At 50.0% G+C, this 20507-nt stretch carries 20 protein-coding genes; 12 read left to right on the top strand and 8 right to left on the bottom strand.

Features of this window, described 5'->3' with window-relative positions:
- Positions 1–7: 7 nt before the first annotated feature.
- A complete protein-coding gene (locus A1WG_RS03405) occupies positions 8–454 on the top strand; it encodes a YcgN family cysteine cluster protein (RefSeq protein WP_001516253.1) in 447 nt (148 codons plus the stop codon).
- 836 nt (positions 455–1290) lie between these two features.
- Here the strand turns inward: A1WG_RS03405 and znuB are convergent.
- Positions 1291–2076, bottom strand: a complete 786-nt coding sequence (gene znuB, locus A1WG_RS03400) for a zinc ABC transporter permease subunit ZnuB (protein ID WP_000571466.1) — start codon at positions 2074–2076, stop codon at positions 1291–1293.
- Positions 2073–2828 (bottom strand): zinc ABC transporter ATP-binding protein ZnuC, encoded by a 756-nt coding sequence (gene znuC / locus A1WG_RS03395; RefSeq protein WP_001516255.1) that lies wholly within the window; start codon positions 2826–2828, stop codon positions 2073–2075. The genes znuB and znuC overlap by 4 nt, the downstream gene beginning before the upstream one ends.
- A gap of 78 nt (positions 2829–2906) precedes the next feature.
- Between znuC and znuA the strand changes: the two genes are divergently transcribed.
- From znuA to lpxM, 3 genes are all read left to right on the top strand, one after another.
- The gene (gene znuA / locus A1WG_RS03390) at positions 2907–3839 is read left to right on the top strand and encodes a zinc ABC transporter substrate-binding protein ZnuA (protein ID WP_024191867.1); all 933 of its coding nucleotides are present in this window, start codon (positions 2907–2909) and stop codon (positions 3837–3839) included.
- 15 nt (positions 3840–3854) lie between these two features.
- Positions 3855–5177 carry a murein DD-endopeptidase MepM gene (mepM, locus tag A1WG_RS03385; RefSeq protein ID WP_001184055.1) on the top strand — a complete coding sequence of 441 codons (1323 nt, stop codon included), beginning with the start codon at positions 3855–3857 and terminating at the stop codon, positions 5175–5177.
- Between the two features lie 118 nt (positions 5178–5295).
- Positions 5296–6267: a lauroyl-Kdo(2)-lipid IV(A) myristoyltransferase gene (gene lpxM / locus A1WG_RS03380; protein ID WP_001516257.1), complete on the top strand. Its 972-nt coding sequence runs from the start codon at positions 5296–5298 to the stop codon at positions 6265–6267.
- A gap of 154 nt (positions 6268–6421) precedes the next feature.
- Here the strand turns inward: lpxM and pyk are convergent, their stop codons facing one another.
- Together pyk and hexR are read right to left on the bottom strand one after the other, a co-directional pair.
- Complete coding sequence (gene pyk / locus A1WG_RS03375) at positions 6422–7864, bottom strand: pyruvate kinase (RefSeq protein ID WP_001516258.1); 1443 nt, start codon at positions 7862–7864, stop codon at positions 6422–6424.
- Between the two features lie 126 nt (positions 7865–7990).
- Positions 7991–8860: a DNA-binding transcriptional regulator HexR gene (gene hexR, locus A1WG_RS03370; protein ID WP_001056699.1), complete on the bottom strand. Its 870-nt coding sequence runs from the start codon at positions 8858–8860 to the stop codon at positions 7991–7993.
- Positions 8861–8882: 22 nt separating this feature from the next.
- On the opposite strand from hexR, the gene A1WG_RS0122355 reads away from it, so the two are divergent.
- From A1WG_RS0122355 to kdgA, 4 genes are all read left to right on the top strand, one after another.
- On the top strand, positions 8883–9182 hold the full coding sequence (locus tag A1WG_RS0122355) for a hypothetical protein (RefSeq protein ID WP_000155615.1): 300 nt from the start codon (positions 8883–8885) through the stop codon (positions 9180–9182).
- 15 nt (positions 9183–9197) lie between these two features.
- Complete coding sequence (gene zwf / locus A1WG_RS03365) at positions 9198–10673, top strand: glucose-6-phosphate dehydrogenase (protein ID WP_000301721.1); 1476 nt, start codon at positions 9198–9200, stop codon at positions 10671–10673.
- Positions 10674–10907: 234 nt separating this feature from the next.
- Positions 10908–12719 (top strand): phosphogluconate dehydratase, encoded by a 1812-nt coding sequence (gene edd, locus A1WG_RS03360; RefSeq protein WP_001516259.1) that lies wholly within the window; start codon positions 10908–10910, stop codon positions 12717–12719.
- 37 nt (positions 12720–12756) lie between these two features.
- The gene (gene kdgA, locus A1WG_RS03355) at positions 12757–13398 is read left to right on the top strand and encodes a bifunctional 4-hydroxy-2-oxoglutarate aldolase/2-dehydro-3-deoxy-phosphogluconate aldolase (protein ID WP_000800529.1); all 642 of its coding nucleotides are present in this window, start codon (positions 12757–12759) and stop codon (positions 13396–13398) included.
- Positions 13399–13453: 55 nt separating this feature from the next.
- Here the strand turns inward: kdgA and purT are convergent, their stop codons facing one another.
- Positions 13454–14632: a formate-dependent phosphoribosylglycinamide formyltransferase gene (gene purT, locus A1WG_RS03350; RefSeq protein WP_001516260.1), complete on the bottom strand. Its 1179-nt coding sequence runs from the start codon at positions 14630–14632 to the stop codon at positions 13454–13456.
- A gap of 141 nt (positions 14633–14773) precedes the next feature.
- Between purT and yebG the strand changes: the two genes are divergently transcribed.
- The 4 genes from yebG (at position 14774) to ptrB (ending at position 18722) form a co-directional block, all read left to right on the top strand.
- Positions 14774–15064: a DNA damage-inducible protein YebG gene (gene yebG / locus A1WG_RS03345; protein ID WP_000257577.1), complete on the top strand. Its 291-nt coding sequence runs from the start codon at positions 14774–14776 to the stop codon at positions 15062–15064.
- A gap of 66 nt (positions 15065–15130) precedes the next feature.
- Positions 15131–15487 carry a protein YebF gene (gene yebF, locus A1WG_RS03340; RefSeq protein ID WP_001516261.1) on the top strand — a complete coding sequence of 119 codons (357 nt, stop codon included), beginning with the start codon at positions 15131–15133 and terminating at the stop codon, positions 15485–15487.
- A gap of 306 nt (positions 15488–15793) precedes the next feature.
- Positions 15794–16453: a tellurite resistance TerB family protein gene (locus A1WG_RS03335; protein WP_016242629.1), complete on the top strand. Its 660-nt coding sequence runs from the start codon at positions 15794–15796 to the stop codon at positions 16451–16453.
- Between the two features lie 208 nt (positions 16454–16661).
- The gene (gene ptrB / locus A1WG_RS03330) at positions 16662–18722 is read left to right on the top strand and encodes an oligopeptidase B (RefSeq protein WP_001516262.1); all 2061 of its coding nucleotides are present in this window, start codon (positions 16662–16664) and stop codon (positions 18720–18722) included.
- On the opposite strand, the gene exoX is transcribed toward ptrB, so the two are convergent.
- The 3 genes from exoX to holE all read right to left on the bottom strand — a co-directional run bounded on the left by exoX (position 18719) and on the right by holE (position 20393).
- Positions 18719–19381: an exodeoxyribonuclease X gene (gene exoX / locus A1WG_RS03325; protein WP_000944296.1), complete on the bottom strand. Its 663-nt coding sequence runs from the start codon at positions 19379–19381 to the stop codon at positions 18719–18721. The two genes, ptrB and exoX, sit on opposite strands and share 4 nt — an antisense overlap.
- 24 nt (positions 19382–19405) lie before the next feature.
- Entirely contained in the window at positions 19406–20062 is a 657-nt protein-coding gene (yobB, locus tag A1WG_RS03320; protein WP_000122137.1) for a carbon-nitrogen hydrolase family protein YobB, read from the bottom strand.
- 100 nt (positions 20063–20162) lie between these two features.
- Entirely contained in the window at positions 20163–20393 is a 231-nt protein-coding gene (gene holE, locus A1WG_RS03315) for a DNA polymerase III subunit theta (RefSeq protein WP_000916764.1), read from the bottom strand.
- Positions 20394–20507 lie beyond the last annotated feature (114 nt).

A 20507-nucleotide genomic window follows, 5' to 3' on the forward strand; every position in this document is an offset into this window, starting at 1 on the left:
ACACCTGATGAGCGATATACCTTTCTGGCAAAGTAAAACCCTGGATGAAATGAGCGATGCAGAATGGGAGTCGTTGTGTGATGGTTGTGGTCAGTGCTGTCTGCATAAACTGATGGATGAAGATACTGACGAAATCTACTTCACTAACGTCGCTTGCCGTCAGCTTAATATTAAAACCTGTCAATGTCGTAACTACGAACGCCGCTTCGAGTTTGAACCTGACTGCATTAAATTAACCCGTGAGAATCTGCCAACATTCGAATGGCTACCGATGACCTGTGCTTATCGGTTGCTGGCGGAAGGGAAGGCATTGCCTGGGTGGCACCCACTGATTACCGGTTCGAAAGCGGCAATGCATGGTGAGCGAATCTCCGTACGTCATATCGCGGTGAAAGAATCAGAAGTGATCGACTGGCAGGATCATATACTCAATAAACCTGACTGGGCACAGTGAGCAACTGAAACCGAAGGGATTACTTGTTTTGTGCATGGGGCATTGTTGGTGCATCAGAACTGAAATTAGCATCCAGAATTGCCAGTGGATTGCCATTATTGTCTGACACCCATCTGAGCAGAAATCTGCCCCATTTGTGCAGCAATGACCTGCGCTTAGTGCTCTACAAGCAAATGTGCGCCTTGATTTGTACACGTTACAAACACATAGCTGCTCTTTTTAGAATGTTGTTTCAGTTAGCACCAAATGAGCCAGGTGCATGCCGTTTACCACCTTTGTTATTTCTTGCCATCAAGTGAGGAACGAAGATGAACCTCAATATAAGGTTATTTACCTATTCTGGTAAAAGCCATCTGAATTATCAGCACATTAATAACGGCCTGCCTAAGATTGATCATCCGTATACCGCTTTCTGTTTCTGATGATGTGAAATGATCTTTAATCGCAAGATTGCATTTGATGGTAATTATCCATTTTTTGTATAAATATTTCCCTGCTAATACATATATTTCGCCGTGCCACACTACTGTATTTATTACCAGTTTCCAGAGATTATGTATCTGCCTGTACGGGCATTTTCCAGAGAGACGATAATATCCCTCACAAGTGAGAGGGGTTTGATCTGATTTCGCTTTTTTGAGAGGGAGAATAGCTGTAAAAGGAGATTTGCTAATATAGCCGTTTAATTCGTCGAACCCGAACACGGGTCTCATTCAGAACATATACAGATTTATGTTCTCACTGTTCGATCGTTCTTAACGGTATGTTTTTTTGATTATGTCCGCAATGTGGTGGCCTGGTTGATGAAACTGGCACTGTATAGTGCCAGTCGCAACTTAGCTGGTCTGCTTTTTCATCATACTGAGAATGAACAACAGCGCTGCACACAACACCACCGAGGGGCCTGCTGGCGTATCGTAAAATGCGGAAAATGTTAAACCGCCCGTTACAGCAACCATTCCTACTACAACAGCGACACCAGCCATCTGTTCCGGCGTGCGGGCAAAACGGCGCGCAGTAGCCGCAGGAATAATCAACAGCGAGGTAATAATCAACGCGCCAACAAATTTCATTGCTACGCCAATCGTCAATGCGGTCACCAGCATCAACAACAATTTCACACGCTGTAATTTCACACCATCAACAAACGCCAGATCCGGGCTAATCGTCATCGACAGTAAATTGCGCCATTGCCAGAACAGAATCGCCACCACGATAACCACGCCAATCGCAATAGCGATAAGATCTTCCGGTGTTACTGCCAGCAAATCACCGAACAGGTATGCCATCAAGTCAACGCGAATGTTAGACATCAGGCTGACGACGACCAGACCCAGCGACAATGCACTGTGCGCCATAATTCCCAATAACGTATCGATCGCAAGTTGTGGGCGCTTCTCCAGCCATACCAGGCCGCCCGCCAGCAGCAGCGTAACCGCAATCACCGCATAGAAAGGATTCACATCCAGTAACAAACCAAACGCGACTCCCAGTAAAGACGCATGAGCCAGCGTGTCACCGAAATAAGACATACGACGCCAGACAACAAACGAACCCAGCGGACCTGCAGCACAGGCCAGCATGATCCCGGCTAACCAACCGGGAAATAATAATTCAATCATGAGCGATCATTTCCCCGACGCAGAATAATTCGCCCCTGTAAATCGTGGCGGTGATTATGATGATGGCGATAGATACCTAGCTGTTCAGCACCCCGAGGTCCGAACATCGAAATAAATTCCGGATGCAGGGAAACGACTTCCGGTGTGCCGGAACAACAGATGTGATGATTCAGACAAAGTACTTCATCGGTTTTGGCCATCACCAGATGCAGATCGTGAGACACCATTAAAACGCCGCAATCCAGTTCGCGGCGCAGTTGGTCAATAAGGTCGTACAGCGCAACCTGACCATTCACATCCACGCCCTGAGTAGGTTCATCCAGCACTAATAATTGCGGTTGATTTAACAACGCGCGTGCCAACAATACACGCTGCGTTTCACCACCAGAGAGCTTTTGCATTGGCGCGTCAATCAGATGCCCGGCCTGAACGCGTTTCAGTGCAGGCAGAATGTCTTCTTTATGTGTACTGGGGCGTAAGCGTAAGAAACGGTTTACAGTTAGTGGCAACGTGGTGTCGAGATACAGCTTCTGCGGCACATATCCGATGCGCAGTTTTCCGTGGCGCTTGATAACACCTTCATCAGGTGTTACCAGTCCGAGCACAACCCGCACTAGCGTCGACTTACCGGCACCGTTCGGCCCAAGTAAGGTCAAAATTTTTCCAGGTTTAAGTTCCAGCGACACATCAGAGAGGACGCGGCGTTGGCCAAAAGAGACCGAAACATTTTCCAGGGAAACCAGACTTGTCATGTTAATTTTAGTCTTGCAGTAGTCATGAAATGTTATAATATCACACTTCTCATATTCATTACGATGATTGGTCGCATTATGTTACATAAAAAAACGCTTCTTTTCGCAGCATTATCCGCTGCTCTCTGGGGGGGCGCAACACAGGCCGCAAATGCCGCCGTTGTTGCTTCGCTTAAACCTGTCGGATTCATCGCTTCCGCCATTGCTGATGGGGTAACAGAGACCGAGGTATTACTTCCGGATGGTGCTTCTGAACACGATTATTCACTGCGTCCATCGGATGTAAAACGCTTACAGAACGCGGACTTAGTCGTTTGGGTTGGCCCGGAGATGGAAGCGTTTATGCAAAAGCCGGTGAGCAAATTACCAGAGAAGAAACAGGTAACGATTGCGCAGCTTGAGAATGTAAAACCGCTGCTGATGAAAAGTATTCACGACGATGATGATGATCATAACCACGCGGAAAAAAGTGACGAAGATCACCATCACGGCGATTTCAACATGCATCTTTGGCTTTCCCCAGAGATAGCGCGGGCTACAGCGGTTGCAATCCATGGAAAATTAGTGGAACTTATGCCGCAAAGTCGAGCCAAACTTGACGCCAACCTGAAGGATTTTGAGGCACAATTAGTTGCAACCGATAAACAGGTTGGTAATGAGCTCGCGCCGCTCAAGGGAAAAGGTTATTTCGTTTTTCATGATGCTTACGGCTACTTCGAAAAACAATTCGGACTGACACCGCTTGGTCATTTTACCGTTAACCCAGAGATTCAACCGGGCGCGCAGCGTTTACATCAAATAAGAACACAGTTGGTTGAGCAAAAAGCAACCTGCGTTTTTGCTGAGCCACAGTTCAGGCCAGCGGTCGTTGAAAGCGTCGCACGAGGGACATCCGTTCGTATGGGAACGTTGGATCCCCTTGGGACGAATATCAAACTGGGTAAAACAAGTTATTCAGAGTTTCTGAATCAATTAGCCAACCAGTATGCGAGCTGCCTGAAAGGAGATTAATGAGGAAGTGATTACGTGCAACAGATAGCCCGCTCTGTCGCCCTGGCGTTTAATAATTTACCGCGACCACACCGCGTTATGCTGGGGTCGCTCACCGTTCTTACCCTGGCCGTCGCTGTCTGGCGGCCCTATGTTTACCACCGCGACGCCACGCCAATTGTCAAAACAATTGAGCTGGAACAGAACGAAATCCGTTCACTCTTACCTGAAGCCAGTGAACCGATTGATCAAACCGCACAAGAAGATGAAGCCATTCCGCAGGACGAACTGGACGACAAAACCGCTGGTGAAGCGGGTGTGCATGAATATGTCGTTTCCACAGGCGATACGCTAAGTAGCATCCTCAATCAATATGGTATTGAGATGGGTGATATCACCCAACTGGCTGCTGCGGATAAAGATCTGCGTAACCTGAAAATTGGTCAACAACTCTCCTGGACATTAACCGCAGAGGGCGATTTACAGCGTCTGACCTGGGAAGTTTCTCGCCGCGAAACCCGTACCTATGATCGCACTGCTGCTAATGGTTTTAAAATGACCAGCGAAATGCAGCAAGGGGAGTGGGTTAATAATCTACTGAAAGGCACCGTTGGGTCGAGCTTTGTTGCCAGCGCCAGAAATGCTGGTTTGACCAGCGCTGAAGTGAGCGCAGTGATCAAAGCGCTACAGTGGCAGATGGACTTTCGGAAGGTGAAAAAAGGCGATGAATTTGCTGTATTAATGTCGCGTGAAATGCTTGATGGCAAACGTGAGCAAAGCCAGTTGCTGGGCGTGCGTTTGCGTTCTGAAGGCAAAGATTATTACGCAATCCGCGCTGAAGATGGCAAGTTCTATGACCGTAACGGTACTGGCCTGGCGAAAGGTTTCTTGCGATTCCCGACGGCGAAACAGTTCCGCATCTCGTCTAACTTTAACCCGCGTCGTCTGAACCCGGTAACTGGTCGTGTTGCACCACACAGAGGTGTTGATTTCGCGATGCCACAGGGTACACCGGTGCTTTCGGTGGGTGACGGTGAAGTGGTAGTAGCCAAACGCAGTGGCGCTGCAGGTTATTATGTTGCGATCCGTCATGGTCGTAGCTATACCACGCGTTATATGCACTTGCGTAAGATTCTGGTGAAACCGGGGCAGAAGGTGAAACGTGGCGATCGTATCGCGCTATCCGGTAACACCGGGCGTTCAACCGGACCACACCTGCACTATGAAGTATGGATCAACCAGCAGGCCGTAAACCCGCTGACGGCGAAACTGCCGCGTACCGAAGGGCTGACAGGTTCCGATCGTCGCGAGTTCCTGGCGCAGGCCAAAGAGATTGTGCCGCAGCTACTGTTTGATTAATTAACATCCATTCGCAGCCGGTACGCAGTCAGTACCGGCTTTTTTATTTGGTGCGGGGCAAATTGCGCCGCTACACTATCAGCAGATTGATTTTTGCCTTATCCGAAACTGGAAAAGCATGGAAACGAAAAAAAATAATAGTGAATACATTCCTGAGTTTGATAAATCCTTTCGCCATCCGCGCTACTGGGGTGCCTGGTTGGGCGTGGCGGCGATGGCCGGTATTGCTTTAACACCTCCGAAATTCCGCGATCCCATTCTGGCGCGACTCGGGCGTTTTGCCGGACGACTGGGAAAAAGCTCGCGCCGTCGTGCGTTGATCAACCTGTCCCTCTGTTTTCCGGAACGTAGCGAAGCCGAACGCGAAGCGATTGTTGATGAGATGTTTGCCACAGCGCCCCAGGCGATGGCGATGATGGCGGAACTGGCGATACGTGGGCCGGAGAAAATTCAGCCGCGCGTCGACTGGCAGGGGCTGGAGATCATCGAAGAGATGCGGCGTAACAACGAGAAAGTGATCTTTCTGGTGCCGCACGGCTGGGCAGTGGATATCCCCGCCATGCTGATGGCCTCGCAAGGACAGAAAATGGCGGCAATGTTCCATAATCAGGGTAATCCAGTTTTTGATTATGTCTGGAACACCGTGCGTCGTCGTTTTGGCGGACGTCTTCACGCGAGAAATGATGGCATTAAACCGTTCATCCAGTCGGTTCGTCAGGGCTACTGGGGCTATTATTTGCCCGATCAGGATCATGGCCCGGAGCACAGCGAATTTGTTGATTTCTTTGCAACCTATAAAGCGACGCTGCCCGCGATTGGTCGTTTGATGAAAGTGTGTCGTGCGCGCGTCGTACCGCTGTTTCCGATTTATGATGGCAAGACGCACCGTTTGACGATTCAGGTGCGCCCGCCGATGGACGACTTGTCAGAAGCGGATGATCATACGATTGCGCGGCGGATGAATGAAGAAGTCGAGATTTTTGTTGGTCCGCGACCAGAACAATACACCTGGATTTTAAAATTGCTCAAGACCCGGAAGCCTGGTGAAATCCAGCCGTATAAACGTAAAGATCTTTATCCCATCAAATAAAAAAAGCCTCTCACGAGGAGAGGCTTCCGTTAGTTGATAAGTTCAAGTTTGCCTGATGAGTAATTTTATCGAGCCTACAGACGATTTGTAATCTTTTGAATTATCAAGGTGTTGTAGGCCGGACAGGGCGTTTACGCCGCATCCGGCAACTTACTTACTCAACAGTTAAAATACGCGTGGTATTGGTAGAACCCACGGTACTCATTACGTCGCCCTGGGTGACGATGACCAGGTCGCCGGACATCAGATAGCCTTTATCGCGCAGCAGATTTACCGCTTCGCTGGCCGCAACTACGCCATCACTTGCACTGTCAAAATAGACCGGCGTGACACCACGATAAAGCGCAGTCAGGTTCAGGGTACGCTCATGACGAGACATGGCGAAAATTGGCAGACCGGAACTGATACGGGAGGTCATCAGCGCGGTACGACCAGACTCGGTCATGGTGATGATAGCGGTAACCCCTTTCAGGTGGTTAGCTGCATACATCGCGGACATGGCGATTGCTTCTTCCACATTATCGAACTGAACGTCCAGACGGTGTTTAGAAACGTTAATGCTCGGGATTTTTTCAGCACCCAGGCAAACGCGCGCCATCGCAGCAACTGTTTCTGAAGGGTATTGGCCCGCAGCGGTTTCCGCAGACAGCATCACGGCATCAGTACCATCCAGCACGGCGTTTGCCACGTCCATAACTTCTGCACGGGTTGGCATCGGGTTGGTGATCATTGACTCCATCATCTGGGTCGCTGTAATTACCGCACGGTTAAGCTGGCGCGCACGACGGATCAACGCCTTCTGAATGCCGACCAGTTCCGGATCGCCAATTTCAACGCCGAGGTCACCGCGTGCGACCATCACCACGTCAGAGGCGAGGATAATGTCGTCCATTGCATCCTGGCTGCAAACGGCTTCCGCACGTTCAACCTTGGCGACAATTTTCGCATCACAACCTGCGTCGCGTGCCAGACGGCGGGCATAGTTCAGATCTTCGCCACAGCGCGGGAAGGAAACTGCCAGATAATCCACGCCAATCAGTGCTGCAGTCTGAATATCAGCTTTATCTTTTTCGGTCAGTGCTTCAGCCGACAGACCGCCGCCGAGTTTGTTGATCCCTTTATTGTTAGAGAGAGGGCCACCGACAGTGACTTCGGTGAACACTTTCATGCCCTGAACTTCCAGCACTTTTAACTGTACGCGACCGTCGTCCAGCAGCAGGATGTCGCCAGGCACGACGTCAGCAGGCAGACCTTTATAGTCGATACCGACTTTTTCTTTATCGCCTTCACCTTTACCCAGGTTAGCATCCAGCAGGAATTTGTCCCCAATGTTGAGGAACACCTTACCTTCTTTAAAGGTAGATACACGAATCTTTGGCCCCTGAAGGTCACCCAGAATAGCCACATGACGCCCCAGTTTTGCGGCAATTTCACGAACTTTATCTGCGCGTATTTTGTGATCTTCAGGCGAGCCGTGAGAAAAGTTCATACGTACAACGTTTGCGCCGGCAGCGATAACTTTTTCAAGGTTATTATCGCGATCAGTAGCCGGGCCTAACGTGGTAACGATTTTGGTTCTGCGAAGCCTTCTGGACATGTAATACTCCGTTGACTGAAACAACAAGGTGTTGCTTGAACATGAAATTCGCATAAATTAAAACGATAACGGTTCTAAATTAAACACATGCGAATGTCGTATAAGGATAGAACAGTGACTATCGTTTCAGCGATCGTCACTTAAATTAAGTAACTGCTTATCAAAACGCGATTCCTTGAGAGCTTCCTTGACCCGCTTCAAGTTATCTCTGAATTTTGTTCCGCGTCGCAAAGTAAATCCTGTTGCCAGCACATCTATCACGGTCAACTGTGCAAGTCGAGAGACCATGGGCATATAAATGTCAGTATCTTCCGGTACATCGAGGGTAATTGCCAGCGTTGCTTCCCGGGCGAGTGGCGTTCCCGCTGAGGTGAGGGCAATCACCATTGCGTCGTTTTCTCGCGCCAGTTGCGCCAGTTCAACCAGATTTTTTGTTCTGCCGGTGTGGGAAATCAGCACAACGACGTCACCATCACTACAATTCATACAACTCATTCGTTGCAGTACGATATCGTCCGAGTAGATCACCGGAACATTGAAGCGAAAAAACTTATTCATCGCATCGTGGGCAACGGCAGCGGAAGAACCTAATCCAAAAAAGGCAATTTTCTTCGCCTGGGTGAGGAGATCAACGGCACGATTGACGGCGGATTTATCCAGCGAGTGACGGACGTGATCAAGAGTAGCCATTGCCGACTCAAATATTTTCCCTGTGTATGATTCAACGCTGTCATCTTCATTGACGTTGCGATTAACATAAGGAGTGCCATTCGCCAGACTTTGCGCCAGATGCAGTTTAAAATCAGGAAAACCGCGAGTGTCCATGCTGCGACAGAAACGATTCACCGTCGGCTCGCTAACATTGGCTTCCAGCGCCAGAGCAGCAATACTCGAATGGATCGCGTTGTCGGGCGAAGCAAGAATGACCTCGGCAACTTTGCGTTCTGATTTGCTCAAATGTTCCAGTTGAGACTGGATTTTTTCCAGCATATTCATGATGTAAAGAGACTCACGGGTAATGACGATTTCCGCACTGAAAGAAATCGAAATGCAGTTTTGTCAGATATTACGCCTGTGTGCTGGGTTAATGACAAAAGCAGATAAAAAAGTTGTTATTTTTTTTCATAACATGATCAGTGTCAGATTTTTACCCAATGGAAAACGATGGTTTTTTTATCAGTTTTGCCGCACTTTGCGCGCTTTTGCCGTAATCGCACGGGTGGATAAGCGTTTACAGTTTTCGCAAGCCCGTAAAAGCAGTACAGTGCACCGTAAGAAAATTACAAATATACCCAGGCTTAAGTACCGGGTTAGTTAACTTAAGGAGAATGACATGGCGGTAACGCAAACAGCCCAGGCCTGTGACCTGGTCATTTTCGGCGCGAAAGGCGACCTTGCGCGTCGTAAATTGCTGCCTTCCCTGTATCAACTGGAAAAAGCCGGTCAGCTCAACCCGGACACCCGGATTATCGGCGTAGGGCGTGCTGACTGGGATAAAGCGGCATATACCAAAGTTGTCCGCGAGGCGCTTGAAACCTTCATGAAAGAAACCATTGATGAAGGTCTGTGGGATACCCTGAGTGCGCGTCTGGATTTTTGTAATCTTGATGTCAATGACACGGCCGCATTCAACCGCCTTGGCGCGATGCTGGATCAAAAAAATCGTATCACCATTAACTACTTTGCCATGCCACCAAGCACCTTTGGTGCGATCTGCAAAGGGCTGGGTGAGGCAAAACTGAATGCTAAACCTGCTCGCGTGGTCATGGAAAAACCGCTGGGAACATCACTGGCGACTTCGCGTGAAATTAACGATCAGGTAGGCGAATATTTCGAGGAGTGCCAGGTTTACCGTATCGACCACTATCTGGGTAAAGAAACGGTACTGAACCTGCTGGCGCTGCGTTTTGCTAACTCTCTGTTTGTGAACAACTGGGACAATCGCACCATTGATCATGTTGAGATCACGGTGGCAGAAGAGGTCGGAATCGAAGGGCGCTGGGGGTATTTTGATAAAGCCGGTCAGATGCGCGATATGATCCAGAACCACCTGCTGCAAATTCTTTGCATGATTGCGATGTCTCCGCCGTCCGACCTGAGCGCCGACAGCATCCGTGATGAAAAAGTGAAAGTACTGAAGTCATTGCGTCGAATTGACCGCACCAATGTGCGTGAAAAAACAGTACGCGGGCAATACACCGCAGGCTTCGCTCAGGGCAAAAAAGTACCAGGCTATCTGGAAGAAGAGGGTGCGAATAAAAGCAGTAACACGGAAACCTTCGTGGCTATCCGCGTCGACATCGATAACTGGCGTTGGGCTGGCGTGCCGTTCTACCTGCGAACAGGTAAACGTCTGCCGACAAAATGCTCTGAAGTTGTGGTCTATTTCAAAACACCAGAACTGAATCTGTTCAAAGAGTCGTGGCAGGATCTGCCGCAGAACAAACTGACTATTCGTCTGCAACCCGATGAGGGCGTGGATATCCAGGTGTTGAATAAAGTCCCTGGTCTTGATCACAAACATAATCTGCAAATCACCAAACTGGATCTGAGCTATTCAGAAACCTTTAATCAGACGCATCTGGCTGATGCTTATGAGCGTCTGTTGCTGGAAACGATGCGCGGTATTCAGGCGTTGTTTGTGCGTCGCGATGAAGTGGAAGAAGCGTGGAAATGGGTAGATTCCATTACTGAAGCATGGGCGATGGACAACGATGCGCCGAAACCGTATCAGGCCGGAACCTGGGGCCCGGTTGCCTCGGTGGCGATGATTACCCGTGACGGTCGCTCCTGGAATGAGTTTGAGTAATATCTCGACTTATCCTTACGGGTTATTTTACCGGTAACATGATCTTGCACAGATTGTAGAGTAATTTTTACACTTTTGAGCCTCGTGTGGATTCACCCACGAGGCTTTTTTTATTACACTCACTGAAACGTTTCTGCCCTATGAGCTCCGGTTACAGGCGTTTCAGTCATATTTTTCTTGAGTGAAACGCATTGTGAATCACCCTGCTCTGACAACTCAATTTCAGGAGCCTTTATGAATCCACAATTGTTACGCGTAACAAATCGAATTATTGAACGTTCGCGCGCGACTCGTTCTGCTTATCTCGCCCGGATCGAACAAGCGAAAACCTCGACCGTTCATCGTTCGCAGTTGGCATGCGGTAATCTGGCACACGGTTTCGCCGCTTGCCAGCCAGAAGACAAAGCCTCCCTGAAAAGCATGTTGCGTAACAATATCGCCATTATCACCTCCTACAACGACATGCTCTCTGCCCACCAGCCTTATGAACATTATCCAGAGATCATTCGTAAAGCACTGCATGAAGCTAACGCGGTCGGCCAGGTGGCGGGGGGTGTTCCGGCGATGTGCGATGGTGTCACCCAGGGGCAGGACGGAATGGAGCTGTCGCTGTTAAGCCGCGAAGTGATTGCCATGTCGGCGGCGGTGGGGCTGTCTCATAACATGTTTGATGGCGCGCTGTTCCTCGGCGTGTGCGACAAGATTGTCCCAGGGCTGACGATGGCTGCACTGTCGTTCGGTCATCTGCCTGCGGTATTTGTGCCATCAGGCCCGATGGCAAGTGGTTTGCCAAACAAAGAGAAAGTTCGCATTCGCCAGCTTTATGCTGAAGGAAAAGTGGATCGTATGGCGCTGCTGGAGTCAGAAGCCGCGTCTTATCATGCGCCGGGTACGTGTACTTTTTACGGTACAGCCAACACCAATCAGATGGTGGTTGAATTTATGGGGATGCAGTTGCCAGGCTCTTCTTTTGTTCATCCGGACTCTCCACTGCGTGATGCATTAACTGCAGCCGCTGCGCGCCAGGTTACACGCATGACCGGCAATGGTAATGAATGGATGCCAATCGGTAAGATGATTGATGAGAAAGTGGTGGTGAACGGTATCGTGGCGCTGCTGGCAACAGGTGGTTCCACTAACCATACAATGCACCTGGTGGCGATGGCGCGTGCGGCGGGTATTCAGATTAACTGGGATGACTTCTCTGATCTTTCTGATGTCGTACCGCTGATGGCGCGTCTCTACCCGAACGGCCCGGCCGATATTAATCACTTCCAGGCGGCGGGAGGCGTACCGGTGCTGGTGCGTGAACTGCTCAAGGCGGGCCTGCTGCATGAAGATGTGAATACGGTAGCGGGTTTTGGTCTTTCTCGTTATACCCTCGAGCCGTGGCTGAATAACGGTGAGCTGGACTGGCGAGAAGGTGCAGAAAAATCGCTCGACAGCAATGTGATCGCTTCCTTCGAACAACCTTTCTCTCATCATGGTGGGACAAAAGTGTTAAGCGGTAACCTGGGCCGTGCGGTTATGAAAACCTCCGCTGTACCCGTTGAAAACCAGGTAATTGAAGCGCCTGCGGTTGTTTTCGAGAGTCAGCATGACGTTATGCCAGCCTTTGAAGCGGGTTTGCTGGACCGTGATTGTGTGGTTGTTGTTCGTCATCAGGGGCCAAAAGCGAACGGAATGCCAGAATTACATAAACTCATGCCGCCACTTGGTGTATTATTGGACCGGCGTTTCAAAATTGCGTTAGTTACCGATGGACGCCTCTCCGGTGCTTCAGGTAAAGTGCCGTCAGCTATCCACGTAACACCAGAAGCCTACGATGGCGGGTTACTGGCGAAAGTGCGCGATGGAGACATCATTCGTGTGAATGGACAGACAGGCGAACTGACGTTGCTGGTAGACGAAGCGGAACTGGCTGCTCGCGAACCACACATTCCTGACCTGAGCGCGTCACGCGTAGGAACAGGACGTGAATTATTCGGCGCCTTGCGTGAAAAACTGTCCGGTGCCGAACAGGGCGCAACCTGTATCACTTTTTAAGACGACAAAATTTGTAATCAGGCGAGAGAAAACTCTGATGAAAAACTGGAAAACAAGTGCAGAATCAATCCTGACCACTGGCCCGGTTGTACCGGTTATTGTGGTAAACAAACTGGAACACGCGGTGCCAATGGCAAAAGCGTTGGTTGCTGGTGGCGTGCGCGTTCTGGAAGTGACTTTGCGTACCGAGTGTGCAGTTGATGCTATCCGTGCAATCGCCAAAGAAGTACCGGAAGCGATTGTGGGTGCTGGTACTGTGCTGAACCCACAGCAACTGGCAGAAGTGACCGAAGCAGGCGCACAGTTCGCCATTAGCCCGGGTCTGACTGAACCACTGCTGAAAGCAGCGACTGAAGGCTCCATTCCTCTGATTCCAGGTATCAGCACTGTTTCTGAACTGATGCTGGGTATGGACTACGGCCTGAAAGAGTTCAAATTCTTCCCGGCGGAAGCTAATGGCGGCGTGAAAGCACTGCAGGCGATCGCAGGCCCGTTCTCCCAGGTTCGTTTCTGCCCGACTGGTGGTATTTCTCCGGCTAACTACCGTGACTACCTGGCGCTGAAAAGCGTGCTGTGTATCGGTGGTTCATGGCTGGTTCCGGCGGATGCGCTGGAAGCAGGCGATTACGACCGCATCACTAAGCTGGCACGTGAAGCAGTAGAAGGCGCGAAGCTGTAAAAGTCAAAATGCCCGATCCATGATCGGGCATTTTTGCAGCGTGTTTCTGACGGACTTAACCTTGTACTTTCACCTGTGCGGCGGCGTGCTTCGCGCGTTCAATTGCCTCATCAATGCTCTCCGCTGTAGCCAGCGTCACACCCAGACGACGGCTGCCATCAATTTCCGGCTTACCAAATAAACGAATCTGCAAACCTGCGCCAACGGCATTCTGCACATTATCAAACGTGACATTCTGACTGGTCAGTTGCGGCAGGATAACAGCAGAAGCGGCAGGGCCATTCTGACGAATCCCGCCAACAGGCAGTCCGAGGAACGCGCGTACATGCAGGGCAAATTCCGAGAGATCCTGAGAAATTAACGTCACCATCCCGGTGTCATGCGGGCGAGGGGAGACTTCACTGAAAATCACCTCATCGCCACAGACAAACAACTCCACACCAAACAGACCATAGCCGCCCAGCGCCAGCACCACTTTGCGGGCAATCTCCTGCGCACGTTCCAGAGCCAGTGGACTCATTTGCTGCGGTTGCCAGGATTCGCGATAGTCACCATCTTCCTGACGATGACCTATTGGTGCACAGAAATGGACGCCATCCACCGCACTGACGGTTAGTAGGGTAATCTCAAAGTCAAACTTAACCACGCCTTCAACAATCACGCGGCCCGCCCCGGCGCGACCACCTTGCTGGGCGTACTCCCACGCCTGAGCAAGCTGGTCGGCAGAGCGAATAAACGTCTGCCCCTTGCCGGAAGAACTCATGACCGGTTTAACGATACAGGGATAGCCAATGGCGGTAACCGCCTCGCGGAAAAGACTTTCGCTATCGGCAAAACGATACGTTGAAGTGGGAAGCTGAAGTTCTTCTGCCGCCAGGCGACGGATCCCTTCGCGATTCATCGTTAGCTGAGTCGCACGAGCGCAGGGGACAACATTCAACCCTTCCTTTTCAAGCTGGATCAGCATATCGGTGGCAATAGCTTCGATCTCCGGCACGATATAGTGCGGTTTTTCCAGTTCAACCACACGGCGCAACGCATCGCCATCCAGCATATTGATGACATGAGAACGATGCGCGACATGCATGGCTGGCGCGTCGGCATAGCGATCGACCGCAATCACTTCTACACCGAGGCGTTGGCACTCGATGGCCACTTCTTTACCCAGTTCACCGGAGCCTAATAACATCACGCGAGTTGCTGCCGGACGCAGCGCAGTGCCTAATAACGTCATAACGAATATCCCCTGATTAATTCCGCGCGCAGTATAAACGAAAACGTTTGCGTATGTCTTTATTGCTTGATTGCTCGTGTTGATTTCAAGACCGAAAAGAATTATACTGTATAAAATTACAGTTATTGTGAGAGGCTGCAAATGGCGGTTGAAATTAAATACGTAGTCATTCGTGAGGGCGAAGAGAAGATGTCGTTTACCAGCAAAAAGGAAGCCGATGCTTATGACAAAATGCTTGATACGGCGGATCTGCTCGACACCTGGCTGACAAATTCTCCAGTACAAATGGAAGACGAGCAACGTGAAGCGCTTTCGTTGTGGCTGGCAGAACAGAAAGATGTGCTTAGCACGATTCTGAAAACTGGTAAATTACCGTCTCCCCAGGTGGTCGGTAGTCGCTCTGATGTGGCAGATGAGACACACGCCGCCTGAAGCCACTTGCGCTCCTGATAATTTGTACCATGCTTTCTCCTGAATCATTGTGCTATGGAGAAAAACATGAAAAAAAGAGGGGCGTTGTTGGGGCTGTTACTGCTTTCTGCCTGTGCATCAGTTTTCGCTGCAAATAACGAAACCAGCAAGTCGGTCACTTTCCCAAAGTGTGAAGGTCTGGATGCTGCCGGAATCGCTGCGAGTGTAAAACGCGATTATCAACAAAACCGCGTCGCGCGCTGGGCAGACGATCAAAAAATCGTTGGTCAGGCCGATCCGGTAGCGTGGGTCAGTGTGCAGGATATTCAGGGTAAAGATGATAAATGGTCAGTTCCGCTGACCGTGCGTGGTAAAAGCGCTGATATTCATTATCTGGTTAATGTGGACTGTAAAGCGGGAATGGCGGATTACCAGCGTCGTTAATTGCTGTCAGTCATTGCACATAACCCCTGGCGGATGCGGCGCGAGCGTCTTATCCGCTCTATAACGCACCAGATCCCGCAGGCCTGATAAGGCGCGACAGCGTCGCATCAGGCAATCAGCATAAGGCAACTCCAATTACGGCTACAAACCTCTACCATCGCAATTACCCTAAATAACCCGATCACCATTTTCCGTGGCTGGCTTCCTTGCTGTCCGCTAATTTGCGCATCTTTTGCCTCAATATACACTTTCTGACATCCTCATCCGCTATGCTACAGGCATTAAAATGGTTATTGAGGAGCAAACATGGCTAACTGGTTAAATCAACTGCAATCCCTTCTCGGGCAAAACAGTTCTTCTACCTCCTCGTCTACGGATCAGGGATTGGGCAAACTTTTAGTGCCGGGCGCATTAGGCGGGCTGGCTGGGTTACTGGTAGCGAATAAATCAGCACGTAAACTTTTAACGAAGTATGGCACGAACGCGTTGCTGGTAGGCGGTGGCGCGGTGGCTGGTACGGTGCTGTGGAACAAATACAAAGATAAAATTCGCGCGGCGCACCAGAACGAACCGCAATTCGGCACCCAGAGCACGCCGCTGGATGAGCGCACGGAACGTTTGATCCTCGCGCTGGTATTTGCCGCTAAAAGTGATGGTCATATTGATGCCAAAGAGCGTGTGGCTATCGATCAGCAATTGCGTGAAGCGGGTGTAGAAGAGCAGGGCCGTGTTCTTATCGAGCAGGCAATCGAACAGCCATTGGATCCTCAGCGTCTGGCCCTGGGGGTTCGAAATGAAGAAGAGGCGCTGGAAATCTATTTCCTGAGCTGCGCGGCTATTGATATTGACCATTTTATGGAGCGTAGTTACCTGAATGCACTGGGCGACGCACTGAAAATTCCCCAGGATGTTCGCGAAGGGATCGAACGCGATCTCGAACAGCAAAAGCGTACTTTGTCTGAATAATCCTTCTCTCTGTATAGCCCTATATTTACGTTTTTCGGGCTATACAAACTCGCACAGCTAGTTGAACCGACTGATTTTATCTGCCTGCTACCTTTCGATTTTCACTTCATAACGTGTCATCATCGCTGCAATGACTGTCCTGTTTCGCTTGCATCCCGGGTGAGTTTTGCCACCCTTATAAGATGCTTCAACCAGAAAGAACAATAACATGCTACCAAAAGCTGCTCGAATTCCCCATGCCATGACGCTTCATGGTGATACGCGTATCGACAATTACTACTGGTTGCGGGACGACACGCGCTCGCAGCCGGAAGTACTGAATTACCTGCAACAGGAAAATAGTTACGGGCACCAGGTGATGGCTTCGCAACAAGCCCTGCAGGATCGGATACTAAAAGAAATCATTGAGCGTATCCCGCAAAGAGAAGCCTCTGCGCCTTATATTAAAAACGGTTATCGTTACCGGCATATTTATGAACCCGGCAGTGAATATGCCATTTATCAACGCCAGTCTGCATTCACTGAAGAGTGGGACGAATGGGAAACGTTGCTTGATGCCAACAAGCGGGCGGCACACAGTGAATTTTATTCTATGGGCGGCATGGCTATAACGCCCGATAACACCATTATGGCGCTGGCAGAAGATTTCCTTTCCCGACGCCAGTACGGCATCCGTTTTCGCAATCTTGAAACGGGCAACTGGTATCCCGAACTGCTGGATAATGTGGAACCCAGCTTTGTCTGGGCGAATGACTCATGGACTTTTTATTATGTGCGTAAGCATCCGGTAACTCTGCTGCCTTATCAGGTCTGGCGGCACGCCATCGGGACTCCGGCATCGCAAGATAAACTGATCTACGAAGAAAAAGACGATACTTTTTATGTCAGTCTGCATAAAACGACATCAAAACACTATGTGGTTATTCACCTTGCCAGCGCCACGACCAGTGAAGTTCGTCTGCTGGATGCCGAGCTGGCCGATGCAGAACCGTTTGTCTTTTTGCCGCGGCGTAAAGATCACGAATACAGTCTCGATCATTATCAGCACCGCTTTTATCTACGCTCTAACCGTAACGGCAAAAACTTTGGTTTATATCGTACCCGAATGCGTGAAGAGCAGCAGTGGGAAGAGTTAATTCCGCCACGCGATAACATCATGCTGGAAGGATTTACGCTGTTTACCGACTGGCTGGTGGTTGAAGAGCGCCAGCGTGGGTTAACCAGTCTGCGGCAAATCAATCGCAAAACGCGGGAAGTTATCGGTATTGCTTTTGACGATCCGGCTTACGTCACCTGGATTGCCTATAATCCGGAACCTGAAACTTCGCGATTGCGTTACGGCTATTCCTCCATGACCACGCCAGACACGCTGTTTGAACTGGATATGGACACCGGTGAACGCCGCGTATTAAAACAAACTGAAGTGCCCGGTTTTGATGCAGAGAATTACCGTAGTGAACACCTGTGGATCACCGCCCGTGATGGCGTCGAAGTTCCGGTTTCGTTGGTTTATCATCGCAAACATTTCCGCAAAGGGCACAACCCGCTGCTGGTGTACGGATATGGTTCTTACGGCGCAAGTATTGATGCCGATTTCAGTTTTAGTCGCCTGAGTTTGTTGGATCGCGGCTTTGTCTACGCCATTGTGCATGTTCGTGGCGGTGGTGAACTGGGGCAGCAGTGGTACGAAGATGGCAAATTCCTGAAAAAGAAAAATACTTTCAATGATTATCTTGATGCCTGCGACGCACTGTTAAAGCTGGGTTACGGTTCTCCTTCGCTCTGTTATGCGATGGGTGGTAGCGCGGGTGGCATGTTGATGGGGGTCGCTATCAATGAACGACCAGAATTGTTCCACGGCGTTATTGCCCAGGTGCCGTTTGTCGATGTGGTGACGACGATGCTTGATGAGTCGATTCCGCTCACTACGGGCGAGTTTGAAGAGTGGGGGAATCCGCAGGATCTACAATATTACGAGTACATGAAAAGCTACAGCCCGTATGACAATGTCACGGCGCAGGCTTACCCACATTTGCTGGTGACGACAGGTTTACACGATTCACAGGTGCAATACTGGGAACCGGCAAAATGGGTGGCTAAATTGCGCGAGCTTAAAACAGACGACCATCTGTTGCTGTTATGTACCGACATGGACTCGGGGCATGGCGGCAAATCCGGTCGCTTTAAATCTTACGAAGGTGTGGCAATGGAATATGCTTTTCTGGTCGCGCTGGCGCAGGGAACATTACCTGGTCAGCCAGCGGCTTAAGCATCCGCCAAATAGTGCTTCAAGGTTAAACGCAGTTCCGGGCTCATACTGTCGAGGTTATTAAACAACCAGCGCAGATAGCCCGGATCGCGCTCTGCAACTTCTGATACCGCTTTGCCGCGATACTTGCCAAACGTGAATGTCGTTAACAATGACGGACGCCCGGTGATATCCGCCATTTGTTCTACCGTCCAGCCGGATGTGTTCATAATATCGATAAGTAAGGCCGCGGTGATGTAACAGTCATACAGCGCACGGTGGTGATGCAGCCCCGGCGGCGTTTGCACATTGAGCTTACGTGTTTTATACAGCGCCATGTTGCTGTACTTGATCCCCGGCCACAAACGACGGGCCAATTTCATCGTGCAGATCCACTCACCGGGCATTTCAGGCAGTACACGGCGGTCAAAGCTGGCGTTGTGGGCGACATACCATTCACTACCGTAGTAGTGTGGGAGCACGTCTTCAATCCACGGTTTGTCAGCAACCATGGCTTCAGTAATACGGTGGATCGCCATAGCCTGCGGAGTGATAGGGCGGTCGGGGCGAACCAGGTGGCTCATAGGGTTAACGATTTTCCCGTCAACAACATCAACAGAGGCAATCTCCACGACCCCTCCCTGTAAACCGCAGGTTTCAGTATCGATAATACGCAACATGGCAAAACTCCGGGTCGAAAACGCCTAGCGTAATGGAATGATATCGCCTTGCCAACCCTGCGATGTGCGCTGACCAACTAACAATAACGAACCGTAATCGGCGCGGACGATGAGGCGACCATATTCATCCCACAATGCACTATTACCGCGGGCATTAGCCATTAGAACAGCGATGGAATATTGATGTGAGAAAAATTGTAAGTGGCGAGTAGAAGTCAATAAATCTGGCTCGCTGATGCACTGACCGGTGGTAAAGAGTGAGCAGCTCGGGTCCATATCAATACCTTCAGGTTGTCCATCCACCACCGTGATGGTTTTGGAATGTCGCCCCAGGCATGCTCCGTGACTTTGATGATAAATTGCTGGCGCATTCATCCACGGTGCAAATACGGCAATTCCACGAATAAATCGATCGTTATATTCAACGGGAAGGCCGGTAATAATGGTCATTCGATAAGTCATTGCGGCATAACAAAGCGGGTCTAATAGCGAGAGGTCGGGCGGGGCAGGAAGAGGGCGTCGTTTATAATCACATCCCAGTAGAGAAAGCGAGGGGAAAACCAAAAGTTCACACTGCTGTCTGGCGGCAGCCCTCACGAACTCCAGATGATGGGCTACCTGCTCAGTGAGTGAGGCTTTACGAGGCTCATATTGTGCTGCTGCGACTTTCCTGTATGACATGATGACTTCCTTTTCACAGTGTCCGCAAATATTGGTGAGAATAAGAAAATACTCATAATTTAGCAGGCATCATGTAAGGAAGTGTAACTTAATATAAGGTTTATTTAAGTTTAGGTTCGTAAGGTAAACGTGACAGATTTACAGAGGTGAGACGGTGGGCGATAAGGCGCTCACGAAACCAGCTTCGCAGGTGTTCTGGTTGTTCACGTTCAACCGCTTCAGCAATCACCGGCATATTGTAACGTTCTTTAAATGCTACCCCGGCGGCCGCCAGATCGACATTAACTTTATCCATTTCAGTTTGATCCAGTTTGGCCAGATTCTTCAACATGCTGTGTCTCCTCATTAATCGCGGGCAAAAGTTACTAAGAGTTAGCCAGGATGGCAAGCCGGAATTGATGATCCTCGACTCTATCATTAGACAAGGTTATGCTCTGTAAAAAAG

Origin of the sequence: Escherichia sp. KTE96 (assembly GCF_000408525.1) — a bacterium.
Taxonomy (GTDB): Bacteria; Pseudomonadota; Gammaproteobacteria; order Enterobacterales; family Enterobacteriaceae; genus Escherichia; species Escherichia marmotae.